Annotated in this window: 26 protein-coding genes and 1 tRNA gene; 21 read left to right on the top strand and 6 right to left on the bottom strand. The window is 51.1% G+C overall.

Features of this window, described 5'->3' with window-relative positions:
- Positions 1 to 100: 100 nt before the first annotated feature.
- Positions 101 to 385, bottom strand: a complete 285-nt coding sequence (locus tag EGY08_RS23500; RefSeq protein ID WP_004123267.1) for a YfcZ/YiiS family protein — start codon at positions 383 to 385, stop codon at positions 101 to 103.
- Positions 386 to 757: 372 nt separating this feature from the next.
- Here EGY08_RS23500 and fadL point away from each other — a divergent pair, with 372 nt between their 5' ends.
- Entirely contained in the window at positions 758 to 2,122 is a 1,365-nt protein-coding gene (fadL, locus tag EGY08_RS23495; protein WP_075208544.1) for a long-chain fatty acid transporter FadL, read from the top strand.
- Positions 2,123 to 2,184: 62 nt separating this feature from the next.
- Here the strand turns inward: fadL and mlaA are convergent, their stop codons facing one another.
- A complete protein-coding gene (mlaA, locus tag EGY08_RS23490) occupies positions 2,185 to 2,946 on the bottom strand; it encodes a phospholipid-binding lipoprotein MlaA (RefSeq protein ID WP_004123272.1) in 762 nt (253 codons plus the stop codon).
- A 257-nt stretch (positions 2,947 to 3,203) separates the two neighbouring features.
- On the opposite strand from mlaA, the gene EGY08_RS23485 reads away from it, so the two are divergent.
- The 5 genes from EGY08_RS23485 (at position 3,204) to EGY08_RS23465 (ending at position 6,941) form a co-directional block, all read left to right on the top strand.
- Positions 3,204 to 4,100 (top strand): formate/nitrite transporter family protein, encoded by an 897-nt coding sequence (locus EGY08_RS23485; protein ID WP_004123276.1) that lies wholly within the window; start codon positions 3,204 to 3,206, stop codon positions 4,098 to 4,100.
- A gap of 74 nt (positions 4,101 to 4,174) precedes the next feature.
- Positions 4,175 to 4,246, top strand: a tRNA-Arg gene (locus EGY08_RS23480).
- A 190-nt stretch (positions 4,247 to 4,436) separates the two neighbouring features.
- Positions 4,437 to 5,711: a tyrosine-type recombinase/integrase gene (locus tag EGY08_RS23475; RefSeq protein WP_032435936.1), complete on the top strand. Its 1,275-nt coding sequence runs from the start codon at positions 4,437 to 4,439 to the stop codon at positions 5,709 to 5,711.
- Positions 5,712 to 5,741: 30 nt separating this feature from the next.
- On the top strand, positions 5,742 to 6,623 hold the full coding sequence (locus EGY08_RS23470) for a hypothetical protein (protein ID WP_110215995.1): 882 nt from the start codon (positions 5,742 to 5,744) through the stop codon (positions 6,621 to 6,623).
- A gap of 102 nt (positions 6,624 to 6,725) precedes the next feature.
- The gene (locus EGY08_RS23465; RefSeq protein ID WP_072023037.1) at positions 6,726 to 6,941 is read left to right on the top strand and encodes a helix-turn-helix transcriptional regulator; all 216 of its coding nucleotides are present in this window, start codon (positions 6,726 to 6,728) and stop codon (positions 6,939 to 6,941) included.
- Between the two features lie 49 nt (positions 6,942 to 6,990).
- Here EGY08_RS23465 and EGY08_RS30805 read toward each other — a convergent pair whose 3' ends face one another.
- Positions 6,991 to 7,164 carry a hypothetical protein gene (locus EGY08_RS30805; RefSeq protein ID WP_162837907.1) on the bottom strand — a complete coding sequence of 58 codons (174 nt, stop codon included), beginning with the start codon at positions 7,162 to 7,164 and terminating at the stop codon, positions 6,991 to 6,993.
- 134 nt (positions 7,165 to 7,298) lie between these two features.
- On the opposite strand from EGY08_RS30805, the gene EGY08_RS23460 reads away from it, so the two are divergent.
- The 10 genes from EGY08_RS23460 (at position 7,299) to EGY08_RS23410 (ending at position 16,074) form a co-directional block, all read left to right on the top strand.
- A complete protein-coding gene (locus EGY08_RS23460) occupies positions 7,299 to 7,475 on the top strand; it encodes a host cell division inhibitor Icd-like protein (RefSeq protein WP_001118612.1) in 177 nt (58 codons plus the stop codon).
- On the top strand, positions 7,468 to 7,827 hold the full coding sequence (locus EGY08_RS23455) for a hypothetical protein (RefSeq protein WP_032418135.1): 360 nt from the start codon (positions 7,468 to 7,470) through the stop codon (positions 7,825 to 7,827). The genes EGY08_RS23460 and EGY08_RS23455 overlap by 8 nt, the downstream gene beginning before the upstream one ends.
- 31 nt (positions 7,828 to 7,858) lie before the next feature.
- Complete coding sequence (locus EGY08_RS23450) at positions 7,859 to 8,143, top strand: hypothetical protein (RefSeq protein ID WP_032435934.1); 285 nt, start codon at positions 7,859 to 7,861, stop codon at positions 8,141 to 8,143.
- Positions 8,140 to 8,523 carry a DUF5375 family protein gene (locus EGY08_RS23445; RefSeq protein ID WP_001075576.1) on the top strand — a complete coding sequence of 128 codons (384 nt, stop codon included), beginning with the start codon at positions 8,140 to 8,142 and terminating at the stop codon, positions 8,521 to 8,523. Before EGY08_RS23450 ends, EGY08_RS23445 begins: the two co-directional genes overlap by 4 nt.
- Positions 8,520 to 11,192: a TOPRIM and DUF927 domain-containing protein gene (locus tag EGY08_RS23440; protein WP_123829005.1), complete on the top strand. Its 2,673-nt coding sequence runs from the start codon at positions 8,520 to 8,522 to the stop codon at positions 11,190 to 11,192. Before EGY08_RS23445 ends, EGY08_RS23440 begins: the two co-directional genes overlap by 4 nt.
- 400 nt (positions 11,193 to 11,592) lie before the next feature.
- Positions 11,593 to 12,354, top strand: coding sequence for a septation initiation protein (locus tag EGY08_RS23435; protein ID WP_032435931.1), 762 nt, complete (start codon positions 11,593 to 11,595; stop codon positions 12,352 to 12,354).
- A complete protein-coding gene (locus tag EGY08_RS23430; protein ID WP_001185338.1) occupies positions 12,354 to 12,626 on the top strand; it encodes an ogr/Delta-like zinc finger family protein in 273 nt (90 codons plus the stop codon). The genes EGY08_RS23435 and EGY08_RS23430 overlap by 1 nt, the downstream gene beginning before the upstream one ends.
- A gap of 376 nt (positions 12,627 to 13,002) precedes the next feature.
- Positions 13,003 to 13,314: a phage tail assembly protein gene (locus tag EGY08_RS23420; RefSeq protein ID WP_001292737.1), complete on the top strand. Its 312-nt coding sequence runs from the start codon at positions 13,003 to 13,005 to the stop codon at positions 13,312 to 13,314.
- A gap of 14 nt (positions 13,315 to 13,328) precedes the next feature.
- Positions 13,329 to 13,448, top strand: a complete 120-nt coding sequence (locus EGY08_RS23415) for a GpE family phage tail protein (RefSeq protein ID WP_001747644.1) — start codon at positions 13,329 to 13,331, stop codon at positions 13,446 to 13,448.
- Positions 13,441 to 16,074, top strand: a complete 2,634-nt coding sequence (locus tag EGY08_RS23410; RefSeq protein WP_123829004.1) for a phage tail tape measure protein — start codon at positions 13,441 to 13,443, stop codon at positions 16,072 to 16,074. The genes EGY08_RS23415 and EGY08_RS23410 overlap by 8 nt, the downstream gene beginning before the upstream one ends.
- 234 nt (positions 16,075 to 16,308) lie before the next feature.
- Here the strand turns inward: EGY08_RS23410 and EGY08_RS23405 are convergent, their stop codons facing one another.
- A complete protein-coding gene (locus tag EGY08_RS23405; RefSeq protein ID WP_123829002.1) occupies positions 16,309 to 16,644 on the bottom strand; it encodes a lysozyme inhibitor LprI family protein in 336 nt (111 codons plus the stop codon).
- 574 nt (positions 16,645 to 17,218) lie between these two features.
- On the opposite strand from EGY08_RS23405, the gene EGY08_RS23400 reads away from it, so the two are divergent.
- Both EGY08_RS23400 and EGY08_RS23395 read left to right on the top strand, forming a co-directional pair.
- Positions 17,219 to 17,542, top strand: a complete 324-nt coding sequence (locus EGY08_RS23400) for a late histone H1 (protein ID WP_224325836.1) — start codon at positions 17,219 to 17,221, stop codon at positions 17,540 to 17,542.
- Positions 17,543 to 18,091: 549 nt separating this feature from the next.
- Complete coding sequence (locus tag EGY08_RS23395) at positions 18,092 to 18,955, top strand: hypothetical protein (protein WP_004123282.1); 864 nt, start codon at positions 18,092 to 18,094, stop codon at positions 18,953 to 18,955.
- Positions 18,956 to 19,158: 203 nt separating this feature from the next.
- On the opposite strand, the gene cynR is transcribed toward EGY08_RS23395, so the two are convergent.
- Positions 19,159 to 20,064 (bottom strand): transcriptional regulator CynR, encoded by a 906-nt coding sequence (cynR, locus tag EGY08_RS23390; RefSeq protein WP_123829000.1) that lies wholly within the window; start codon positions 20,062 to 20,064, stop codon positions 19,159 to 19,161.
- Positions 20,065 to 20,230: 166 nt separating this feature from the next.
- On the opposite strand from cynR, the gene EGY08_RS23385 reads away from it, so the two are divergent.
- Both EGY08_RS23385 and ypdK read left to right on the top strand, forming a co-directional pair.
- Entirely contained in the window at positions 20,231 to 21,418 is a 1,188-nt protein-coding gene (locus tag EGY08_RS23385; RefSeq protein WP_123828998.1) for a cyanate transporter, read from the top strand.
- Positions 21,419 to 21,782: 364 nt separating this feature from the next.
- Positions 21,783 to 21,854, top strand: a complete 72-nt coding sequence (ypdK, locus tag EGY08_RS23380; RefSeq protein ID WP_077777854.1) for a membrane protein YpdK — start codon at positions 21,783 to 21,785, stop codon at positions 21,852 to 21,854.
- A 40-nt stretch (positions 21,855 to 21,894) separates the two neighbouring features.
- On the opposite strand, the gene alaC is transcribed toward ypdK, so the two are convergent.
- Positions 21,895 to 23,133: an alanine transaminase gene (gene alaC, locus EGY08_RS23375; protein ID WP_004123291.1), complete on the bottom strand. Its 1,239-nt coding sequence runs from the start codon at positions 23,131 to 23,133 to the stop codon at positions 21,895 to 21,897.
- A 379-nt stretch (positions 23,134 to 23,512) separates the two neighbouring features.
- On the opposite strand from alaC, the gene EGY08_RS23370 reads away from it, so the two are divergent.
- Positions 23,513 to 25,210 (top strand): sensor histidine kinase, encoded by a 1,698-nt coding sequence (locus EGY08_RS23370; protein WP_123828996.1) that lies wholly within the window; start codon positions 23,513 to 23,515, stop codon positions 25,208 to 25,210.
- The last annotated feature ends 8 nt before the right edge of the window (positions 25,211 to 25,218 follow it).

Genomic DNA, 25,218 nt, shown 5'->3' with positions numbered 1-25,218 from the left:
ATTTTACATTAAGCCAATCGGGGAAGCGAAAAAGTGGGAGCCAAAACACATTGATTAGAAAAGGTAACGCCCCTGACATGAGGGGCGTCCGGGGGAAGGATTAGCGTAGGCCGAGCTGGAAAATCAGAGTTTCAGCTTCACAGCTGAACACGAAATCGATATCCAGCTTCACGCCGCCATTAACGTCTGTAAAGTTCGGGGTGATTTTGCACGGCTCAGATTCAACGTTACGCGCTCTTTCGCTTAATGCGGCGAGCGTTTCTTCTGCTTCGGCACGGTTCGCAAACACGCGGCTATAGGATGCGGTGCAATCGGTGTTGTCCATAATGGTGCCAACATCCATACAGCAGCAAACCGGGGTTTCATCAGCACTGCATTTACTCATCGTAGATTTCCTCTGTATATGCACTCAAAGTGCCAGACAAACAATGTGCTTATTTTACGCCCGGGGCATGCCAGCCTCCAGTCGTTAATGGCGACAAACGGGATAAGTGACCGAAATCACACTTAAAAATGATCCAAAACAAAAACCGCCCACTTTGGGTATCAGCTGCCTCGGCAAAATTGCCAACTGGATCGCGTTTCTTAGATCACAATTGAAAAAACTTATAAACAAACTTGCAACATATCATCTGGTCAGACCTATACTCAGCGCACTGGTCTGATTTCTCTGTCGTAAAGCAGACCCTACACTTCGCGCTCCTGTTACAGCATGTAACATTGTTTAAATAAAAAATAACTCTATGAGGTTATGGGCATGAGCCAGAAAACCCGCCTTACCCAATCTGCCCTTGCAGTGGCTGTAGCAATGGTTTCAACCCAGGCCTGGTCAGCAGGCTTCCAGCTAAACGAATTCTCTTCATCGGGCCTTGGTCGCGCCTATTCAGGTGAAGGCGCTATTGCTGATGATGCGGGCAACGCCAGCCGTAACCCGGCGTTAATCATGATGTTCGACCGCCCAACCTTCTCGGGCGGCGCCATTTTCGTCGATCCTGATGTCAACGTCACCGGCAGTTCAGTTATCGGTAATGACGCCAGCCAGGACAATATCGCGCCAACCGCATGGGTGCCGAATCTGCACTTCGTGGCGCCGATTAACGACCAGTTCGGTTGGGGAGCTTCCCTTACGTCGAACTATGGTTTAGCCACCGAGTTCAACAACGATTTTGCCGCAGGCTCGATGGGCGGTACGACCGATCTCGAAACGCTCAACCTGAACCTGAGCGGCGCATATCGCCTCAACGACCACTGGAGTTTTGGTTTGGGTTTTGACGCCGTCTACGCGCGGGCGAAATTAGAGCGCTATGCGGGCGATTTACCGGAAATCATCGGCGCTCAGCTACCGGGAATGGTGAAAGCAGGCAAACTCTCCCCGGCTCAGGCGGCGGCAATTGGTCAACAGGCCGGCGGTATCAGCCGCGACACCCAAATTGCTCGCCTGAAGGGTGATGAATGGGGCTTTGGCTGGAATGCCGGTATTTTATATGAAGTCGATAAAAACAACCGCTACGGTTTGACCTATCGCTCTGAAATTAAAGTTGATTTTGATGGGGATTATAAGAGCAGCCTGCCGTCTTCCCTCAACCCCATCAACTCTGCTCTGGGCCTGGGCCTGCCGTACGGCACCGGCGGCTCCACGATTGGCGGTTCTCTAACGTTGAATCTGCCAGAAATGTGGGAAATTTCAGGGTATAACCGCGTGGCGCCAAAATGGGCCGTACACTACAGCCTGGCATACACCAGCTGGAGCCAGTTCCAGGAGCTGAAAGCAACCAAAACCAGCGGTGGCGAAACGCTGTTCTATAAAGACGAAGGTTTTAAAGATTCCTATCGTATCGCGCTGGGTACCACCTATTATTATGACGATAACTGGACCTTCCGTACCGGTATCGCCTTTGATGATAGCCCGGTCCCGGCTTCCAATCGCTCTATCTCTATTCCGGACCAGGATCGCCTGTGGCTCAGCGCCGGTACGACTTACGCCTTTAATAAAGATGCCTCAGTCGACGTCGGTGTGTCTTATATGCACGGTCAGCACGTTGAATTTACAGAAGGGCCGTATACCTTTAAATCAGAAGGTAAAGCCTGGCTGTACGGCGCGAACTTCAACTACCGTTTCTGATCCTCAGCAGCAACAAAAAAGGGTGAACATCATGTTCACCCTTTTTACTTTCAACCCGTCGGTTACTGTGAATCGATATCTTTAAGATCGCCTTCAATCGCCTGCGCGTTGGGGTTCTCATTCGGAGAAAGTTTACCGCCGTTGGCGATAAAGTCGTGACGCTGGAAGTAGGCTTCACGCATTAAGATATACGGATCGGAGGACTGACGAAGCAAGCCGTCTGAATCCAGCAGCTGCGCGCGTGTTTCAACGCCCTCAACCATCCATTTACCAATAGACATCGGCCATGTCAGCCAGGAAAGAACCGGATACAAGTCATCAGCCATATCCCCCCCTTCATCACGCAGGGTGAAGCTGCCGTAGAAAGGCAGTTGCACATATGGACCATAGCCGACGCCATAGTGACCCAGCGTGCTACCGAAGCGTGCAGGCTCAACGCGCTGCAGTTTCGGATTCGCCATCCCGGCCACATCAACCAGGCCCCCCATCCCAAGGATGGTGTTCAAGAAGAAACGCGTAAAGTGCACCATTCCTTTATAGGGATCGCCTTTCAGGAAGGAGTTCACCATTACCGCTGGCTCTTCAAGGTTGCTGGTAAAATTACTCAGACCATTACGCGCAGGCTGCGGAACATAATCACGCCACGCCACCGCGACCGGGCGAAGAACATAGGGATCGACAACATTAAAGTTGAAGTTGAACATGGTACGGTTAAAGCCTTCAAGCGGATCTGAACGCCCCTGTGGTTGATCGCCAGAATTAGAACTGGCGCACCCCACCAGCAATGTGGCGCCAAGCGCAAGCGCCGACAGGCGAAAATTCATAGGTGTCTCCCTGTTAAATTTAGCTATCGCTGGGGGTTATCGGGGGACAGCTGCCTCCATTAAGATATCGCCCGTAAGCATGTGCCTGCTTTCAGCATAGCCTTTTTTAGCATCATTGTTGATGTCCCGATTCTATACACATTTTGCAATTTCCGTATTGCTAATCTTGTCATTGCGAAGAATTTAGGAGCTTATCCGACCCAAACAGCCGAAACCGCTCTACGATTATAATAAAGACCCGTCGTTGAGGAAAAGTGATGAAGCCGCAAACTCACCATGATAGTGAAGATGTTGAGGTAGAAAGTGATGAAAAACAGAATGGTGAAGAAATTGAGGTTGATGAAGAACGGCTGCCTTCACAAGCAATGGCCACCCATGAAGTGATTCGTCAGGAGGGTGAGAAAGAGCTTGAGCGCGATGCTATGGCGCTACTCTGGTCAGCGATTGCCGCCGGGCTTTCAATGGGGGCTTCGCTGGTCGCCAAAGGTATCTTCCATGTTCATCTTAGCGAACTTCCCGGCGGTTTTTTGCTGGAAAATCTCGGCTACACCTTTGGTTTTGTAATCGTCATCCTCGCTCGCCAACAGCTGTTTACCGAGAACACCGTCACCGCCGTCCTGCCGATTATGCACAAGCCCACGCTCGGCAATATTGGCCTGCTGCTGCGTCTATGGGGAGTCGTGCTGGCCGGTAACCTGATCGGGACTGCGATCGCAGCATGGGCGTTTGATGTGATGCCTGTTTTTGATGAGCCCACTCGCGAGGCTTTTCTCAAAATTAGCCTGAAGGTGATGCAAAATCCCCCGCTGGAGATGTTTGCCAATGCGATTATTTCCGGCTGGCTGGTCGCAACAATGGTGTGGATGTTCCCTGCCGCAGGTTCCGCAAAGATTGTCGTCATCATTCTGATGACCTGGCTTATCGCCCTGGCGGACACCACGCATATTGTGGTTGGCAGCGTCGAGATTTTCTACCTGGTATTTAACGGAACGCTGCCGTGGCAGGAATTTATCTGGCCTTTTGCTCTGCCAACACTTGCCGGCAACATATGTGGCGGGACCTTTATTTTCGCTTTATTAAGCCATGCGCAGATCCGCAATGACATGAGTCACGAGAAGAAGGCTCGTGCAGCCGAAGAGGCAAAAAAGCGCTAAGTGGCTATAGATTAAGCAGTTGGCCCGCGCAAGCTTAACGTGCGCCGAAAATAACGCTATAATCCCGGCGCTTTGTCCCCTTAGTTAAATGGATATAACGAGCCCCTCCTAAGGGCTAGTTGCAGGTTCGATTCCTGCAGGGGACAATCTGAAGTTCTTTCACACCATTTCAAGTCATTACACAAAACCTCTGAAACCCAGCAATTTAGCACCATTCAGGTCAAATTTTCATTTCATATCACTTCATGACATTACATCCCTCTGATGGTATCTTTGATGGTATTCGTCGGTTCGATATCCCGATACCATCACCATTCTATAAGAGGCCTACTGCACATGGCTTTAAACGAACTATCACCTAAAAAAATTGAGAACGCCAAGCCTAAGGATGCTGACTACAAACTTACAGATGGTGGAAGCCTTTATCTGTTAGTTAAAAAGAATGGAACCAAGGCGTGGAGAATGAATTACCGCTTTAATGGTAAACAAGCTACGTTAGCATTAGGGGTTTACCCAGATGTTCCGCTTGCAACAGCGCGAAAGCGTCGTGACGAAGCCAGACAACTACTGGCTGATGGCCGTGATCCGCGCGAAGCAAAAAGGTCAGAAAAGGACGAACCAACTTCCCCCACATTCGAGAAAGTAGCCAGAGAGTGGCACAGTGGAACGGTGGGACATCCTGAATGGAAAGAAATTACCCGCGCCAAAATTCTACGGGAAATGGAAAACCATCTGTTACCGGCTATAGGTTCAAAGCCCATTGATACGCTCAAAACCCGTGACCTTCTTCCAATGTTGATTGATATGACCAATCAGGGCATTGGTGCGACCACAGGACGTGTTAAAACCACTATGGGAAGTATCTTTCGTTATGCCGTCCAACGTGGGATCGTCGATTACAATCCAGCCCATGATCTGAAAGGCGCGATTACCAATCCCAAAGTACGGCATCGCCCTGCCCTACCGCTCGAACGTTTACCTGAGCTGATGACAAGAGCGGTAAATTACACCGGCAGACCATTAACCCGACTGGCGGTTCTCTTTTCCTTACACACGTTCGTGCGTTCCAGCGAACTGCGCCATGCCAGGTGGGAAGAGATCGACATTGAAAACGGTCTTTGGACAATACCAGGGCAGCGGGAAAAGATCGATGGGGTAAAATACTCAGATCGTGGTGCCAAGATGGGCGCGGTACATTACGTCCCGCTTTCCACCCAGGCTATTAAGCTACTGGAAGATATCCAAAAGATCAGTGGTGAATATTTGCTTATATTCCCTGGTGACAGCAATCCTTACAAGCCAATGAGTGAGAACACAGTAAATAAGGCACTGCGAACGATGGGTTACGATACTCAGGCTGATGTATGCCTGCATGGCTTCCGGGCAATGGCCTGTTCTGCTCTGACTGAATCAGGACTTTGGTCACGTGATGCGGTTGAGCGGCAAATGAGCCATCAGGAAAGAAATGAAGTGCGGGCAGCATATGTCCATCTTGCGCAGCACATGCAAGAACGCCGCAGAATGATGCAATGGTGGTCTAATTATCTGGAACTAAATAAGGACGAATTTCATGCTCCTTATGACTTATCAGATATTAACATTATCAATTAAATACTCTTATAATTTAAAACAGAGGTCATAATGCAGCATTCAACAGAGCATGAAACTATATTCTTAGGAAATCTATGGATTGATAAAAAAATACCACCATTAGAATATTGTTCATTTGAACGCGCTTCCAGACTATTAGAATGCGAGATTGAAGATTTATTACACCTATACGAAATAGGTACTTTTAATATTGCATTCAAGTCGGATGGACTTGCAGTTAGATTTAATGTCAACTTCCTCAATAACAATCAGACACTTGAAACTGATTTAATTCATCCCGTATTAACTAATCAATCACTAGAGATGGAGTTATCGACTATATGGTATGATCTTAAAGATGACTCCTTTGAACATTTTGAAAATGGATTTCAAATTATAGGATTTGCCTGTGGTATTTGGTACGCCGATGATATGATAAGTGACATAAAAAATGGATTAGCTATAGATCCAGATTATGAATTCAGACTTAAACCGATAAAAATACGAGATAATGTTTTAATGGCAACGGCCACATATGAAGGAAATAAGGACATTGATATTCCATTTGAAGATCTTCTTATCATGCGAAGAGATTTAGAATTAATATGGAAATCAGTAAAAACTGGAATTCCTATGCCGAATTTACTTACGAAAAGAATTTCATCTGAACCTAAAGTCCTCAAGCGAGTAAATAATACTGCTGAACATCATGCAAAAAATAGGGAGGGGTTATTAAATGCAGCAATATATATATTGGCAAAATACCCAAGCGAATGTCGTGGTGAAAGAAAAGAGATAAGTCCTGAAAAATGGACTAACTCCATAATTAAACATTTAGGAGAGTTACCTCCTATATTTATTACTAATGAACAAGAAATTTTAAGAAAATTACGATTAGCGGTTAATCATGCGGGATTAAAAAAAAAGGGGTAGACTGAAACAATCTACAGGTAGAGTTGATTACACTACCTTCACAGCCTTTTGATAGCCCCATAGTATCTGCCGTGTTCATTACACAACACGGCAGGTAATTTCATGACATTAAAAACTTATCCTACCACCGGACATGCCCGCCCACGAGCTACTGCTGAATTTTTGCAAATAAGCACGGTTACTCTCTGGCGCTGGGAAAAAAACAATCCTGAATTTCCCAAATCTACACGTATTTCAAAACGGGTATCTGTTTACGATGCACAAGAAATTAGACAGTGGGTTAAAGCTCAATCAGCTGGTTCAGCAGGCGTATTGTGATGGCGGTCCTTACTAAATGGGGGAGAAAAGTATCTCCCCCATACATACATCAATTCTTTGGATCGATGCCGCGATTTAGTAGCTCTTTGCGCAAAATTCGCTTGATCCAGGATGCAAGAGCTGAATCTCCATCTTTGCGCATTTCTTCCTCAAGCTGTTGGCGGAATTCATCTGTAAGGCGCATCTGGAAAGGCGGAGAACGTTTTTCTTTTGGTGTTGACATGGTGATGACCAAACCCTATATTAACCTACATGGTAATTACCATTATAAACATCAAAGCTACAAAAAAACAATGCCCGAACTGTGCTGGAACACAAATCGGGCATCTGACCAATCCGCTATATGAGGCAACGAAGATGGCTAAACAGAAGTGTACCTGGTTATTCGCGGCGATCAACCGCAGTCAACGCAATGCCCGCCCTGTGATGTTAAGGATAACCGCAGATAACGAGCGCTCAGCGCGGCGCAGACTTGCCCCGGACTACGTGCTGAGTTTTGCCGGTCGCATTCCCTGCGGAGGTGAACATGCGTAATTATCCGCAACCCGGCGAACGCTGGCAGCATGAGCGTGGCTGGACTGTCACGATTATCAGATTAACTGAAGCCTCGCCCTCCGTGGCGCTGGTTAACCCTGAATTCAGCTGTGAAGTGCTGATTCGTCATGACAGCGACAATAAGCTTTCTTCCTGCCCTCTGGCATGGTTTGAGCAGCGGTATACGCGCCTGTTTAATGCCCCGCTCTTTAAACCTTCGCCAGCTCCCGCGGGGGGTAGCGGCTCTGGCTCGCTGACGCTGCATCCGTCGGTGGTATTTACCCGCTGGCGGGAGCGCAGCATACGGCGTTCTGCTGAACCTGACGACAGTCACTATTCAAAGTTTCTCTGACAAAACACCGCTGAAAACGGAGTAATCCACGATGAATATTTCAAACGGGCACAAAGGTGCTCAGGGCCACGCTTTGCCTGAAAAACACAATAGCGGTGCTTTTGCGTATGGGTTGTCAGAGGACGGTTTCGGAAAGCTGGCCCGCGCCAGAAAGGCCTGCGACATGTTGCAGCTTCTCTTTTCTGAATACCCCTCGCAGGGCGGAACGCTGGATGCAGGATGTGCGCCAGGCATCGCCGCGCTGATGGAGTACCTGCGGGCAGATTTGACGGATATTGCGCACAGTTGCGAACTGATTGAAGGAGGCACCCAATGAACCAGCCGCAGGTTTCTATTTTTCCGGCAGAAATGACCACTGCGCTTTACCGGCGGGCTATTGCATCGGCCTGGCGCCAGAAAGCGCTGACCGAAACCGGCTGCGATCACTATGGTCCGCACAGCCTGACGGTTGAACGTATTGAAATGGCCATTGCCCTGCATATCGAGTGTGCACTGATTAACGAATATGGCGAAGCACAGGGAGCAGCGGCTGCACTGGCGCTGCTGACTGACATGCTGGAGCCATCATTGCTGACCGCGCCGCCGGTACTGACCGTGCGCGGCTGTGAAGTGATGGCGGAGCTGTACCGCACACTTCCGGCGGCATTTGATGACTTCTGCAGCTCGGGTGTATCGCTTTATCAGGGGGAAGTATGACAACACAGACGGTTACGCAGATTTCAGCCGCAGCGCGGGGGAAATGGCCCGTCATTCTGCAGATGCTGCGTATTGATGTACCTGAAAACGGCAGGCACGGTCCCTGCCCGAAATGTGGGGGCAAGGATCGCTTCCGCCTCGATGACCTCGACGGGCGCGGGACGTGGATTTGCAGCCAGTGCGGCAATGGTGATGGTCTGGATCTGGTTAAGCTCATAACCGGTTACGGCGTCAGAAAGGCAGCGCAGGAGGTGGCGCAGGTGCTTAATGTGCCGGATGTGCAGGAACTGCCCGTTAAGCCCGCCAGGCAAAAAGCCCCTAAACGCGATATGAGCCTTACCGTGGCGGCCCTGATGAAAGAGAGTCACACGGGAGAAAGCCCCTATCTGACCGGAAAAGGGTTCGCCGGATACCCGGCCTCCCTGACCGGGAGCGTGCAGCATATCAGCGGTAAGGATTTCCCTGCCGGTTCCCTGCTGTTACCGCTCACGACGAACGCCGGAGCCGTGACCGGTGCACAGCTTATCGCCCCGACGGGTGAAAAAAGCATACTGCCCGGCAGCACGATGAAAGGCGCGTTTGTGGCGCTCAGCCCGTTACCGTCTGAACCGCCGGTACAGGTGGTGATTACCGAAGGTTACGCCACGGCGCTGACGGTAAGCCAGCTCACCGCCGGATGCGTAGTGGCCGCCATATCTGCGGGCAACCTGCCCAACGTCGCACAGGCGCTGCGGGCACGCTGGCCTGAGGTAAAAATTATCATCGCCGGTGATAACGATTTTCAGGACGGGGGCGAGAATCCCGGCAGATCCTTTGCTGAACGGGCGGCAAAATCAGTCGGTGGCTGGGTGACGCTGCCACCGGGAGAAATTAAAGCTGACTGGAATGACTTCCACCGTGAGCACGGTATTACCCGTGCCCGTGAAGCCTTTCGTAACGGTCTTGTACTGTGCGGAGAAGGCCGCACGCAGCTGCCGCACGGGTTCCGTCTTACCCAGGAATATCTCTGGTATGAAAAACAGGTACAGCGCAACGGTGAGACGGAGATCCAGAACGTCAAAATATGCAACCCGTTGCGCGTGACGGCAATCACCTGCGATGCCGATGGCGGTAATTTCGGGCGACTGCTGGAGTGGGAAGATACATGGGGAGAGCGCCGCCGCTGGGCGATGCCGATGGAAATGCTCAGTGGGAGCGGTGAGGAACTGCGCCGGGTACTGCTGGTTAACGGGCTGTCCTATATCAGCACCACCGGTGAGGCCCGCGCGCGCCTGATGGAATATATCTCGCTGTGTAAACCGGAACGCCGCGTGACCTGCGTCAGCCGCACGGGCTGGCATGGTCAGGTTTACGTCCTGCAGGATGAGGTCAGCGGTGAAGGTGCAGAGGGTGTCATTCTCCAGACAACTTCCGTGCAGGGGCGCGATTTCCGTGTGTCAGGTACAACGGAGGAATGGCGGGAGCACGTTTCCCGTTACTGCACCGGCAACTCCCGCGTGGCGTTTGCCGTCAGTCTGGCCTTTGCTGCCCCCCTGTTACGGCTGGTTGGTATGGACGGCGGCGGCTACCACCTCAAGGGGGAATCGACGGACGGTAAGACCACCACCATGAAAGCGGCAACCTCTGTCTGTGGCGGGCCTGATTACTGGCAGACGTGGCGGGCAACCGGCAACGCGCTGGAGGGATGCGCCAGCCGCCGCAACGATGCCGCCATGATGCTTGATGAGATCCGGGAGGTGGACGGACGCGAGGCAGGCAATATCGCCTACATGCTGGCAAATGGTCAGGGCAAGGGCCGTGCCGGTACGGACGGTGAGCTGCGCACCCGTAAGCAGTGGCGGCTGCTGTTCTTTTCAACCGGCGAGCTGTCACTGACTGAACATGCGGCAAAAGCCGGTGAGCGTACCTTTGCCGGGATGGAAGTCAGGATGATCCAGATCCCCAGCGATTCCGGGAAATTTGGCGTATTTGAGGAGCTGCACGGCTTCGACAGCGGCAAGGCTCTGGCGGAACATCTGGAGTGGGCCACGTCCAGCTACTACGGTTCGCCGTTCAGGGAGTGGCTGAAAGCCCTGACCGCTGACCTTAACGGGCTGACGGCACAGGCAAAGTCACTGATGAAGGAATATACAGCCGCCCTGACCCCGAAAGAGGCGGGTAATCAGGTAGGCCGGGCTGTGAACCGCTTTGCACTGGTGGCGATGGCGGGCGAGCTGGCAACCCGGCTGGGTATCACCGGCTGGCCTGAGGGTGAAGCGCTGCGGGCAACCCGCGTCTGCCTGAACGCATGGCTGAAAGATCGCGGGCACACCGCCAATCAGGAAGATATTGCCGCACTGGAGCAGGTACGCAGCTTCTTTACCGCGAATCAGTACAGCCGCTTTGCTGACTGGCACGACGAACGTAACCGCCCCGGCAATATGGTGGGCTGGCGCAGGGTGGAGAAAGGCAGTACCGCGCAGGGCACGGAGGCCGTCACCACGTTCTACGTCATGCCGTCCGGCTGGAAAGAAATCTGCCGGGGATTTGACCCGCGCAAGGTGGCGCGTCTGTGCGCGGATCGTGGATACCTGCTGCCCTCCACCGATGGCAAGCTGCAGACAACCATTCGCCCGCCAGAGATGAATCCCCGCAGGCTCTATGTCTTCAACAGCGAGGTGCCGGGTTAAGGCTTTGCGTGAGTCTTATTTATTAAGGGTAACAGGTGAAACAGGTGGAACACCCGTATTTTACAAGGGCTAAACCTGTTTCACCTTCTGAAATAGTGAGGTGGAACAGGTGGAACACCAGCCGATCCGCTGTTCCACCTTGTTACCTGCGATGTTCCACCTGTGATGTGCATATAAATGTTTTACAAAACAATGGTGTAACACCTGTTCCACCTGTTTCACCGCATCCGGGACATAAAGCAGGCTGAAACAGAGGCATTTTTATCTGGCTGGCTGTCATGGCCGCGTCTGAATAACCGCAAACGCCCGTTGTGCCAGCCACCACACACTGAGCGCCGATAGTGCGCTTGTGTCAGTCACGACACAATTGACGTAACGAACCAACCCGGCAGGAGAAGTCATGAACAACACCGCAGAGAATAACAACCTTTCCACTTTTCCGGCTGTAACGCAGCAGGCAATGGAAACCCTGAACACAGCCAGAAGCGCATGGCTTGAAGCACGTCGTCGGCAGAAAGCGGCAGCGGATAATATTGCAACTATCCGCCAGCGCCGTGCTGAAATGGAAGCCACGACGAACGCACTGAATGATGAGTGGCGCACGCTGTTTCGTGAAAGTCAGGGCGTAGTCTCAAAGGAAATGAAAAAACTGCGCACGGAAATTGCGCTGGGACGAGAAACGCTTGAGGATTTTGATGAGCTGCTGGCGGCTCAGGAGAGCGAAAATGCACTTTTGCCACAGGAGACTGCGGAATTAGCCGGAAAGTATATCCACGCGCACGAGGCACTTGTGGGTATTCGCGCAAAACAAATCTGGGAAGATTTTATGCAATCGCATGGTAAGGCTCTCATCCAGACATTGAGCCTGCTCAAATCTACAATGGGCCGCGAAGCCAGCGCAGTTGTCGGTGTGGTACATTCAGTTAATGACCCGGACACACTGCTGAAAGACTTTATTCACAAACATATCACCAAGCCGGCTCTTGCTAACACTGCGATGCCGGAACAGGACCCTGTGTTTAAACTGGCGGGTGTTGCGCCGGATTATTCGGCTTGTATCGATTTAAGCAAAACCCCGTCACCGGCGGCCCTTCATAAAATGAAGATCCGTCATGAACGTGAAAAACAGCAGAAACGTAACCGTGATATGGAGAGTATCTGATGGCGCTTAAATGTCCCGAATGCGGCACTACGGCACACGCCAGAACCTCAGCCTATGAAGCACCATCGGTTAAACGCTCATGGTATCAGTGCCAGAATCTCGAATGTTCCTGCACATTTACTGCACTGGAAAGTGTGGATACGATAATTATGAAACCCCGGCGCAATGAACAGGAATCAGATGAACCGGAAAACCATGAAAAACAAAAGAAAACGCTCAATCGTTATGGCTCTGCATCAAAACTGTCAAACCGCCAGCAAATCCCTGTCTGATTAGAAAGAACGCCCACGCAATCCCGGTCCAGTACCGGGATTTTTTATACCTTTTTCCTGGCTGGCCTGAGAACGCATGAGTGCATGTCTATGCTGCATGAAAACGCATGAGTCTCATGCAGCATTTTTGACGCGAAAGCCCTTGTATGGCGGCTCCTGAGACGATTTACGAGGTGCATGAAAACCATTCTGTTAAGTGAAGCGGGCAGGCGGGCGGGGCTGCGCGCGCTGAGGGGGAAAAGACAGAACGCCAGCACAATGCCGGCGCAACCGCTGGCAAGAGGGTTGTATGGCGCATCTAACAATCACAGCGCCTCGCCGGGTTGTGTGAGTCCGGGCACACTGTCAGGACATTGACAACCAGAGAGTAAATATCATGAGTGAACTTCTTACTGAAAAAACGGAATCCATTGTCATTCTGGATACACCTGTGCAGCGTGGCGCAACTTCGATCCGGGAAGTCGTGCTGCGTAAACCTCAGTCTGGTGCGCTGCGGGGACTCCGACTGCAGGCCGTAATGGAAATGGATGTGGCCTCGATGATGACGATTATCCCCCGTATTTCCAGCCCGGAACTGACTCCGCAGGAAATGGCAGAGCTGGACCCGGCAGACCTGGCTTCCATGTCGCTGGAGGTGGTTCTTTTTTTGCTACCGAAGTCGGCAACATCAGCTTTCCAACCGGCCTGATGGTTGATGATTTGGTGGCGGATATCGCCACCATTTTTCACTGGTCGCCGTCCGTTACTGACGTTATGCCGTTGACCGAGGTGCTGGAATGGCGACACAAAGCTATCCTGAGAAACGGAGTCAGTGATGAGTGATAAAAACCTGCGTCTGCAGGTCGTGTTAAATGCGGTTGATAAACTCACCCGGCCTTTAAAAGTGGCACAGGCTGGATCTAAGGAACTGGCCTCTGCTGTCCGGCAGACCCGCGAGCAGCTTAAACGGCTCAACGATGCGGGAGGTCAGTTAAAATCCTTCGATCAGCTGTCCCGGAGCCTGAGCCGGACCAGTACCGAACTGGACCAGGCGCGGCTGCGTGCGCAGATGATGACCCGCGAAATGTCAGCCCTCGAATCCCCCACCAAAAAGCAGACAGCGGCGCTTGAAACGCAATGGCGGGCCGTGTCGAGGCTGGAGCAAAAGCAGGAGCAGGAAACGCGGCAGATGGCGGCAGCCAGGGCGGAACTGTACCGCCTCGGCATCTCTGCGGGAGGCGGTGCCCGTGAAACGGCACGCATTACCCGTGAAACGGATCGCTATAACAAACAGCTGGCAGAGCAGGAGCGGCGCTTGCGTGACGTTGGCGAGCGCCAGCGCAAGCTGAATGCGATCAGGGCAAAAGCCGATAAGATGCGCGATGTGCGCAATAGCCTTGCCGGGAACGGCGCAGGAATGGTGGCTGCAGGTGTGGCAACGGGGGCAACGCTGATGGCACCCATTCGCGCCTACTCGGAATCAGAAAACGCCGCTAACCAGCTGGCAGGCTCGATGATGGGGCCTGGCGGAAAGGTTGCGCCGGAGTTTGAGAAGCTAAACAAGCTGGCAATCGCCCTGGGGGACCGGCTGCCCGGCACCACGGCAGACTTTCAAAACATGATGACCATGTTACGCCGCCAGGGTATGTCTGCGCAGGTCATCCTGGGAGGGCTGGGTGAGTCGGCGGCGTATCTCGGCGTGCAGCTGCAGATGGCCCCGACGGATGCGGCAGAGTTTGCCGCGAAACTGCAGGACGCCACGCAGACCACCGAAAAAGACATGATGAGCCTGATGGACGTGATCCAGCGGGGTTATTACGCGGGGGTTGATCCGGGAAATATGCTGCAGGGTTTTGCAAATATCAGCAGCGCTATGGACATTATCAAGCAGAAGGGCCTGGATGCTGCGAAAACATTTAGTCCACTTCTCGTCATGGCCGATCAGGCGGGGATGGCCGGAGAGTCAGCGGGTAATGCCTATCGTAAAATTTTTCAGGCCACGCTGGATGCCAAAAATATTAAGAGCGTAAACGACGGGCTGAAAGGAAAAGGTATCAGGTTTGATTTTTCCGACGGGAAAGGCGGATTTGGCGGCCTGGAAAAGATGTACGCGCAGTTAGAAAAGCTTGAAAAATTAAATGATGAAACAAAACTTGCAACGCAGAAAGCCCTGTTTGGTAACGATAACGAGGTGCTAAAAGCGATGAATACCATGATGTCAAAAGGCATCGAGGGCTACCGTGAAACCGTCGCCAAACTGGAGAACCAGGCGACTCTGCGCGAGCGCGTCGATGCGTCTCTTAATACCCTGGGCAACAAATGGGAGGCGGCAACGGGGTCTTTTACTAATGCGATGGCAAGCATTGGGGAAACTGTCTCGCCAGTGCTTAAAACGCTATCTGACTGGCTGGGGAATCTGGCTTCCGGGCTGGATGGGTTGGTTAAACGGCACCCGCGGCTGACTGCTGCAATGTTTACAGTCGCTGCAGTATTCGCGGTTGCTGCGACAGCTGCGGGCGTGGTGTCACTGGCGCTGGCATCTATTCTGGGACCGATGGCCGTAGTGCGGGTAAGTGCAGGCATCCTCCAGCTTAAATTTGCTTCTGTGTTTGGTCTGGTCACAAAAGTTATTGGCGCAGCAGGCCAGGCTATCCTGTGGCTGGGCAGGCTGATGTTTGCTAACCCAATATTGGCGGTTATTGGCTTGATCGCTATGGGAGCCATTTATATCTGGCAGAACTGGGAAACACTGGGGCCAAAATTTAAAGCGATGTGGGATGCTATCTCATCGGGAGTGACTGGTGCATGGGCGGTTATTAAGCAGACCATCAGTCAGAAATGGACTGAAATACTGAGTGATGTTGCCGCGCTGCCCGCGAAGTTTAAAGCGGTGGGAGGCGCAATCATTGACGGCATCCTGAGCGGTATCAATGAGAAGTGGGAGACGCTCAAGAGCAAGCTGGCATCGGTGAAAAGCTATCTGCCGGACTGGATGACCGGTGGCGACAAATCACCGGGAACCCCACAGGCAAAAGGTGTGGGTGGATTTTTTGCCGGGATGTATGACAGCGGCGGATATATTCCGCGCGGGCAGTTTGGCATTGCTGGTGAGAATGGACCCGAGATCGTTAACGGGCCCGCATACATAACGAGCAGGAGACGAACAGCAGCCATTGCCGCTGCCACCTGGCTGACTCTGGGAGGGCTGGCACCGGAGACAGGGGCTAAACCACTCCACCCATACAGCCTGCCTGTCTCCGCATATAAGAGTCAGCAACAAAAGCCCGCTATAGTCACGCAAGCCCTGCCTGCGTCGATAGGGACAGTTGAAATCCATATTCACCAGCAACCAGGGCAAAGCCCGTCAGATGTGGCAGATGAAGTGATGAGACGTATTGAAGCAAAACAGCGAAAACTGGCAGCCCGTTCCCGCAGTAACTTCAGCGACCAGGGGGGATACGATTTATAGCGGGTTAGATGACCACACGAACAGATCTGCTAACCATGCAGATTTGTTCGTGCTTTTGAATTGATGGTATCAATGATGGTACCAAACATTTATTAATAAATTAATATATTTATAATCAACAAGTTAAAGCATTATTCGATTCCTGCAGGGACACTTTTGAGTCGTTCGGCTCAGTTCGCAAAATCCCTTGAGTATCACTACCGCAGAAAAAACGTTAAGATCGAATCATCTGAATCACAGAGGTTTATCAATCCCGGCATAGATCTCATCAAGTTGCTGTAATCGGCCTTCATATAATTTTGTCAAACAGCTGATATCGCTACCACACTTCTGCCGGCTATGGAGCCATGCTTCTTGTGCATCCATCATCCTACCGCGCGTCCCCATTGGAAAAAGCCCCCGCAGGAACTGATACTTCGTTGCCATCGCAACATCCATATCGTTCAGGCTCCGGTCAGCACAGATAGCCTTCTCATCCGCCTGCATCGCTTTCTGACAATCAAAACTGGCTGAGTACCCCGCTAACGGATACAGCACAGCAATAGCCATCAGCACTTCTCTTATCTTCATATACGCTCCATTTCCGCACTCCCGCCATTTGTACACCCCGTTTATGACGAGTGCCCTTGCATAAGCCCAACGTATGCTTTTGACACACTGATGCTCTGAACTATCCGTGCTGTCAGTGAATAAACTTAATCTATCTTACGGCTCCGATCGGATAAGTCGCCCTCCTTTTTACCCCGATGATGAAGCGGCCTACAGCATGACTGAATTAGCAGTCTGGATGACATCAACACTGCTTACCGGGGAGGGTGAATATTTTGTTACCGTAGCCTTCTTCAGAATCATCCCGCGCAACAGGTCCCATCTTTAAATTTTATTCCATTAAAATCAAAAAGATAAATAAAACCCTATCATTCACAGTAGTTATCATTGTTTATTGTTTCCTGCCGTTACGATTCGCAAAACAATCCCAGTAGATAAATCTTTAGCGTCACGTATTCTTCGCGCTGCCGGATGCGCTGAACCGCGATTGTTTCAGCATCAGCGCTGCTTAAAAGCAGCGCGTCCGGCGGTTTATGGCGGATGAGAAGTTACCCTCTCAGCGATCCGCGACTTCACGGGGCAGGATGTCTGCAACATGAATAGGGTTCTATGCAGGACTTGCGGACAGCCTTTTGCCCTCCCTGATTTGATTATTTGGATAGATATGATGAAAAAAATCGCAATGGCGTTGGGCATCTGTGCACTTATGGCTTGTGGCGCTGCGAGCGCGGCAAACGGTCAGGTCGTTTCAAAGGCTAAATCAGCCTGCCAGGACAACCCAACGCAGTGCGCCCAGGCAAAGTCAACGGCAAAAGCCGATGCGCAGAAAGAAGCAAAAGCAGCCAAAGACGCTTGTGCAAAAAACCAGGCTGCCTGCGATAACGCAAAAAGTGCTGCCAAAAGTGCAGTGAAAAAATAAAAACAGTACGGTGGGTATACCCACCGTATTTTCATTGGTATGATCACCGGCAATACCGCAATTTAATTCCTGCAGAAGACATTCAGCCTGCTTTGATAGCAGGATTTTTAGCCTACGAGCCCGAGCTAAAACAGATGATTACGTGATACCAGCCATCGCATCGGCTAACAGAAACGTTTAATAAGATGTTCCGCATTCAAGATAGCTCGTTTAGTAATTAAGCATCAGTCGCATGTATTATCAAAAACCTCACATAACAACCATGAATTTAATTCAAAAACAAAATAATAAAGAACAATTAATTTCCTATAGTAATAGCAAGCAATTATAATTTTTTTACTAGCGATACGTTTAATTATTACAGGGAAGCTGATAAGATGCGTGAAAGATAGTACCCTGACCAGATTCAACATTGATACTCAGACGCAATAATTGATATACGCTATCGGTTCTGATAAATATTCAGTGTGAATAGAAATCATCGCAATGCCGATAGAGGTCAACTTTAGATATCCCAACCAACCTATTTTTCATAAGATAATAGCGATCATGGAAAGAAAAGAAAGAAACATATGGAAACTAAACAATCTTCCTCCTCTGGAATATTGTTCAATCTCTCGCGCTAAAAAATTGTTGAATTGTGAAATAGAAGATTTGCTTCATTGGCATGATATTGGTGCTATAACCCTTTGCACAAAATTGGGTAGAACCAACGGTACACTAAAGGGCGCGTTCCAGCATGACCAGGGCGGCAACAATCTCTATTTTCTCAATGCACCAAATATTGATGAATTGAGCATTAGCGAAAGATCCTGGTCACGGCATTCAAAAATAAACAAAATTTTCAAGTTCAATGACAGTGAACCAAAACAGGAAGCGCAATATGGCATGCCTGTTACCCAGCTGAAGCTCCGGGTTTCCGTCTCTGGCTTATGGTACTGCGACACCAGAAATTTAACCGAGGTACTGGAAACGGCCGATGGCACCATTACTGAGCAGAGGATTAGCATTATATCCCCTGCAACAAATGTCCTCTTTTGCCACTTCATACCTGATAAGGATGAGAGGCCAACCATCACGCTCAATAAGCTGTATATCACGTGTCAGGCGATTGAGAAAATTTACGAACATACCATCAGCAGTCGCCCTCTCGAACTTGCTGAAAAAACCTTAAACGTGCCTGACGATCAAGATATGGCCCCCTCCTCAAGTATCATGCAAAATAAATTACTCATCGAATTTATCAATCATATAATTCAATCCAATCCACATTTTGGCGATAACATTCTTAACGCCACGGAAAACAGGAAAAATAAAATTTTTAATATTGCCATGGATAAACTCAGGTCTGAAGGTGTGGTTTCAAGCTACGGCAGCATTAATCTTCCGGCATCAGAATACACGTTCAAATGACAAGTATTTAATATAATGATTTCAGGATGAAACATTTTAGCGCCATGGGGACGGTGGCGCATAATTTATTCTCAATATGTTAAACGCACTTCAATATGAATTCATATGTGAATTCACCTCATAATAACACTATCCTATATGAAGGTGCTTCATGTTTATGAATTACTTTATAAACAGCACATCAACGTAACGTTAAATATCTCTTATTCGAGTTCTGAAAGCCCAGCGCTCAGTTCTGTTGCAGCCTGATGCGCCATTAGCCTAAATTGGCGGGCTGCGGCGCTTTGCCAGGCCCCCTTGCGCTGTAGCAAACACGCGGTTCTTTCCAGCAACGATGGGGCGAGTTCAATCGCGGTTAAATCATCGTGCCCCAGAACAATGGCAGCCGGAAGTAGGGTTGCCAGCGACGTGCGTTCAACAACGGCCAGCACTGCGCTAATCGAGTTTGCCTCCATCTGTACTTTCGGTTGAATCTCACGCTGGCGGCAGTAGCGATCGATTTGTTCACGGGTGGCGAAAGCGCTACTCAGTAGAATCAGCGACTCATCATTGAGCGCGGTCAGCTCTATGCAGCGAGCCGCCGCCAGGGGATGATAGCGTCCTACCACCAGCGCCAGGGTTTCCGAGAACAACGGCTGAGATACAATATCCCGCGAATTGCTGCCTTCAAAAGCAATACCGACATCCAGTTCGTCATTTAGCAGAAGGGTCTCCATCCGATCCTGCGCTAACTCTTGTATATCCAGCGTAATATTCGGGTAACGCTGATAAAAGGCAGCCGCTAGCGGCCCCATAAAATACGTGGTAAAGGTCGGCATCATCGCGACACGTAGCGTGCCACGCTGCAGATCTTCAACGTCATTTAGCGCACGCTGCCCTTCAGCCAACCCCTGTAAAACCCGACGCGCGTAAATTAACCACACCTTACCTGAATCCGTCAGGCGGGTATTGCGCCCGCTGCGATCAAAAAGCTGTACGCCCAGAGTTTCTTCCAGTTGTCGAATCTGTTGCGACAAAGCCGGTTGCGAAACGTGCAACATGGCTGCCGCTCGCGTAAAACCGCCTTGTTCAGCGACGGCAATGAAGTAATTGAGGTGGCGCAGCAACATGAATTCATCCATAAGCAATTCAAATGAACTCAATCATAATTAAGTCTTTTAACTTATGAAATAAGTTACGTACTCTGTTCGCGCTTCTTGACCAAACGCCACAGGAGATTGGCATGAGTTGCCTCCATTCTTACCACAGCACGAAACTCACTGCGGCGGCTCAGCGATGCATCTGACGCAGCGCAATAGCGCCATGCTGCTGGTGCTGGTGCTTATTGGTATAAATATGCGTCCGCTGCTGACCTCTGTTGGCCCTCTCCTACCGCAGCTCCTACAGGTGAGCGGAATGAGCTTCACGCTCGCTTCCCTGCTCACCGCGCTGCCGGTAATGGCCATGGGTCTGCTGGCGCTCGCCGGCGGCTGGATTAATGCTCAATTTAGCGAGCGGCAAAGTATCGCTCTCGGCCTGTTAACGATAATCGCCGGGGCTTTGCTTCGTGAGCTGGCGCCGCAGAGCATGCTACTCATCAGCAGCGCGCTCCTTGGCGGCATCGGCATTGGTGTGATTCAGGCGCTCATTCCCGCGGTGATAAAGCGTCTTTTTCATCGTCGGACGCCGCAGGTGATGGGACTCTGGTCAGCGGCGCTGATGGGTGGCGGCGGCCTGGGGGCCGCATTCACACCGTGGTTGGCGCAGCATAGCGCTATCTGGTATCACGCGCTTGCGTGGTGGGCCTTACCCGCCGCCGCCGCGCTCCTCTGCTGGTGGCCGCTAAGCCGTACATTACCCGCTCAGCCGCCATCAGGGCTCCCGGAGACTCTTTTTCGCCATCGTCGGGCATGGGCGCTCAGCCTCTATTTTGGTTTGATTAACGGCGGTTATGCCAGCCTGATAGCCTGGCTGCCCCCATACTATATGCAGTCGGGATACAGCGCGCAGTTCAGCGGCACCCTGCTGGCGTTGATGACCGTCGGCCAGACTGGTGGAGCGCTTCTGCTGCCCATTCTGGCCAGACAGGAAGATCGACGTAAGCTGCTGATGGCGGCGTTGTCATTACAGCTCATCGGCTTCTGCGGCTTTATCTGGCTACCGCAGCAGATACCCTTTGTCTGGGCTATCAGCTGCGGTATTGGCTTAGGCGGCGCGTTTCCGCTGTGCCTGGTACTGGCGCTCGATCACGCCAGTCACCCTGCCATTGCTGGCCGACTGGTGGCTTTTATGCAAGGAGTGGGCTTTATTGTTGCAGGACTTTCTCCGTGGTTATCAGGGCTGTTGCGAAGTTTAAGCGGCAACTACCAGCTCGACTGGATGCTGCACGCCGTTTGTATCTTAGCCTTGATGGTCATCACGCTGCGTTTTGCCCCCTCGCGCTATCCGCAAGAGTGGCAGCGTTCGCATTCAGCCATTCGCTAAACCCGTTTTTCACCGCGCGGGGCGTTTGTCCCGCCCCGCTTTCCAGAAGAAAAAAGCCCAAAATCAAACGACTATATCGGTAGACAAAATTATCGCTGACGACCGTCGCCGGAAAAAATTTAATACCGAATGAAATTAATGTGTCGCCGAATCACGACACTCGTAAGTAACTAAAAATTAATAAAAAAATGGATCTTGTTTCCCTCATTTTTTAGGCGTACATTAGCGCCATCTGGAGCCGTTTGAGCTCAGAATTTACAGCTATCGCCATCGGAAAAAGAGAATTTTTGTGAGCGATAGTTGAACAGAGAATGAAGAGCAAATTCATTTAAGGCGTCTCGCCGAGATCGCGGAGTGATGAGTCGTGAAATATTTTTTAATGGGCATTTCTTTTATGGTCATCGTTTGGGCCGGTACTTTCGCCCTGATGATCTAGCTGTAACGGTGTTAAAAAAGGAGCCTCTCGGCTCCTTTTTTTATTCGTTGCTTTCGCTGGTTAACTTCGTCGAGGCGGGCAGCAGCCCGTCTGCACGAAACATGGATTTAATGCCGCGCACCGCCTGGCGGATACGATCGCGGTTTTCAATTAAAGCGAAGCGTACGTGCGTATCGCCGTAGTCCCCGAAGCCAATGCCCGGCGAAACGCAGACTTTAGCATCCTGCAGCAGCTTTTTAGCGAACTCCAGTGAGCCCATCGCCGCATACTGTTCAGGGATCTTCGCCCATACATACATTGACGCCTTCGGACATTCCACCATCCATCCGGCCTCATGCAGTCCTTTCACCAGCACATCGCGACGGCGCTTATACTGCTCGGCAATGTCACGAACGCACTGCTGATCGCCTTCAAGCGCCGCAATAGCCGCAACCTGTAGAGGGGTGAAGGTGCCGTAGTCGTGGTAGCTTTTAATACGCGCCAGCGCATTAACCAACGTTTTGTTGCCAACCATAAAGCCGATACGCCAGCCCGCCATATTGTAGCTTTTCGATAGCGTAAAGAATTCGACGGCAACATCGCGCGCGCCGGGAACCTGCATAATAGAGGGCGCTTTCCAGCCATCATAAACAATATCGGCGTAGGCCAAATCGTGCACAACCAGTACGTCATAACGCTTCGCCAACGCCACGACTTTCTCAAAGAACTCCAGTTCGACGCACTGCGCGGTCGGGTTGGAAGGGAAACCGAGGATCATCATTTTCGGCTTCGGGTAACTCTCGCGAATGGCGCGCTCGAGCTCATTGAAAAAATCCACGCCTTCAACGAGAGGTACTGAACGCACCTGGGCTCCGGCGATTACCGCCCCATAAATGTGAATAGGATAGCTGGGATTCGGCACCAGTACGGTATCGCCATGGTCAAGCGTCGCCAGCATCAGATGCGCCAGTCCCTCTTTTGAACCAATGGTTACTATCGCTTCTGATTCCGGATCGATCTCAACGTTATAGCGCTCTTGATACCAACGAGAAATCGCCCGGCGCAGACGCGGAATACCGCGAGAGGTGGAATAGCCGTGCGTATCGGGACGCTGGGCAACGGTGCATAGCTTCTCAACGATATGCGGCGGGGTCGCGCCATCGGGGTTACCCATGCTGAAATCAATAATATCTTCGCCGCGGCGTCGCGCAGCCATTTTCAGCTCAGCAGTGATATTAAAAACGTACGGGGGGAGACGATCGATACGCGTAAAACGGCGTTCAGGACTGAATTCAGCCATAGATTCCTCGGATTAACGTTAGCGCCCGGACCGTCCGAGCGACGCTGCTGCATGTGCAGCACGTTTAGAAAATAACCCGAAAAAATTCCCGCTGTCGAGGGGAAAGGCAAAAAAAATTTCTGGCGGTAAAAACGGGCATCAGTTCAGCAAAATAGGGCAGCAACGTTCTTTCCCCATCTCGCCTGGCTCATTAAAATTAACATATTGATATCTATAATTTAACCTGAATCGTTTTTCATCAGTAGACGCTATTGAATCTCAGGTCTTTATCATTAATCCCCTTTTATTTGTAAGACTTTTCCCTATTCATGCCTTCAGCTGGCCTTCTGCCGCGAGGTTTTCTATCATGTTGCTTTCTCGCGATTAACACGGCGCACACATGCACGAAATATTTACTATGCTGCTGGCGGTTTTTGACCGTGCGGCATTAATGCTGATTTGCCTCTTTTTCCTCATTCGTCTGCGCCTGTTTCGTGAACTTCTACATAAATCCGCGCATACGCCAAAAGAGCTGCTGGCCGTTACCGCGATCTTCTCCCTCTTTGCCCTGTTCAGTACCTGGTCAGGCGTACCGGTCGAAGGATCGTTGGTCAACGTGCGTATTATCGCGGTCATGTCCGGCGGGATCCTGTTCGGCCCCTGGGTTGGGGCGATTGTCGGCGCGATCGCCGGGGTACATCGCTACCTGATCGATATTGATGGCGTCACCGCCGTCCCCTGTTTTATTACCAGCATCGTCGCCGGTCTGCTCTCCGGTTTTATCAGTCGTAAAGTGCCTAAAGCGCAGCGCTGGAAAGCGGGGATCCTCGCCGGCATGCTATGCGAAACGTTAACCATGATCCTCGTGGTCGTATGGGCGCCTTCGTTGGCGCTGGGGATCGATATCGTGTCAAAAATCGGTATTCCGATGATCCTCGGCAGCGTATGTATCGGCTTTATCGTTTTACTGGTGCAGAGTGTTGAGGGCGAAAAGGAAGCCAGCGCCGCCCGCCAGGCAAAACTGGCGCTCGACATCGCCAACAAAACGCTACCGCTGTTTCGCCACGTCAACAGCGAGTCCCTGCGTCAGGTCTGCGATATTATCCGCCGCGACATTAATGCCGATGCCGTCGCCATTACCAATACCCAGCACGTCATGGCCTACGTCGGGGTTGGTGAAATCAACTACCGCAACAACGACGACTTTATTAGCCCAACGACGCAACAGGCGATCCGCTATGGAAAAATCATTATTAAAAACAATGATGAAGCTCACCGGACGCCGGAAATACACTCCATGCTGGTCATTCCGCTATGGGAAAAAGGCGTCGTCACCGGTACGCTAAAAATCTATTACTGCCACGCGCACCGCATCACCTCTTCATTGCAGGAAATGGCGATTGGCCTGTCGCAAATCATCTCCACGCAGCTGGAGGTCTCCCGCGCTGAACAGCTGCGTGAAATGGCCAATAAAGCTGAACTGCGCGCGCTGCAGAGTAAAATTAATCCCCATTTCTTATTTAATGCCCTGAACGCCATTTCGTCGTCGATTCGCATGAATCCAGACACCGCGCGCCAGTTAATTTTTAATTTGTCGCGCTATTTACGCTACAACATTGAATTAAAAGATGATGAACAAATAGATATCAAAAGGGAGCTGTATCAAATCAAGGATTATATCGCGATTGAACAGGCCCGCTTCGGCGACAAGCTGACGGTGATTTATGATATTGATGATGAAGTCAGCTTTATGATCCCCAGTCTGCTTATTCAGCCGCTGGTGGAGAATGCCATCGTCCACGGAACTCAGCCCTGCAAAGGGAAAGGCGTGGTGACCATCGGCATTAATGAGTGCGGGAATCGAGTACGGATTAGCGTTCGCGATACGGGGAACGGTATCGACCCGGCGGTGGTAGCGAGGGTAGAGGCTGACGAAATGCCGGGAAATAAAATCGGTTTACTCAACGTTCATCATCGGGTCAAGCTACTGTACGGAGAAGGCCTGCATATCCGACGCCTGACGCCGGGGACCGAAATCGCTTTCTATGTGCCAACCCACTACGCGCCCCAGGTGGCTACGGAGTCGCTGCTGTCATGAGCGGAGAT

Source organism: Klebsiella sp. FDAARGOS_511, assembly GCF_003812845.1.
GTDB lineage: Bacteria > Pseudomonadota > Gammaproteobacteria > Enterobacterales > Enterobacteriaceae > Klebsiella > Klebsiella grimontii.
The sequence above is the reverse complement of the archived record's forward strand: the minus strand, read 5'-3'. Positions and strand labels throughout refer to the sequence as shown.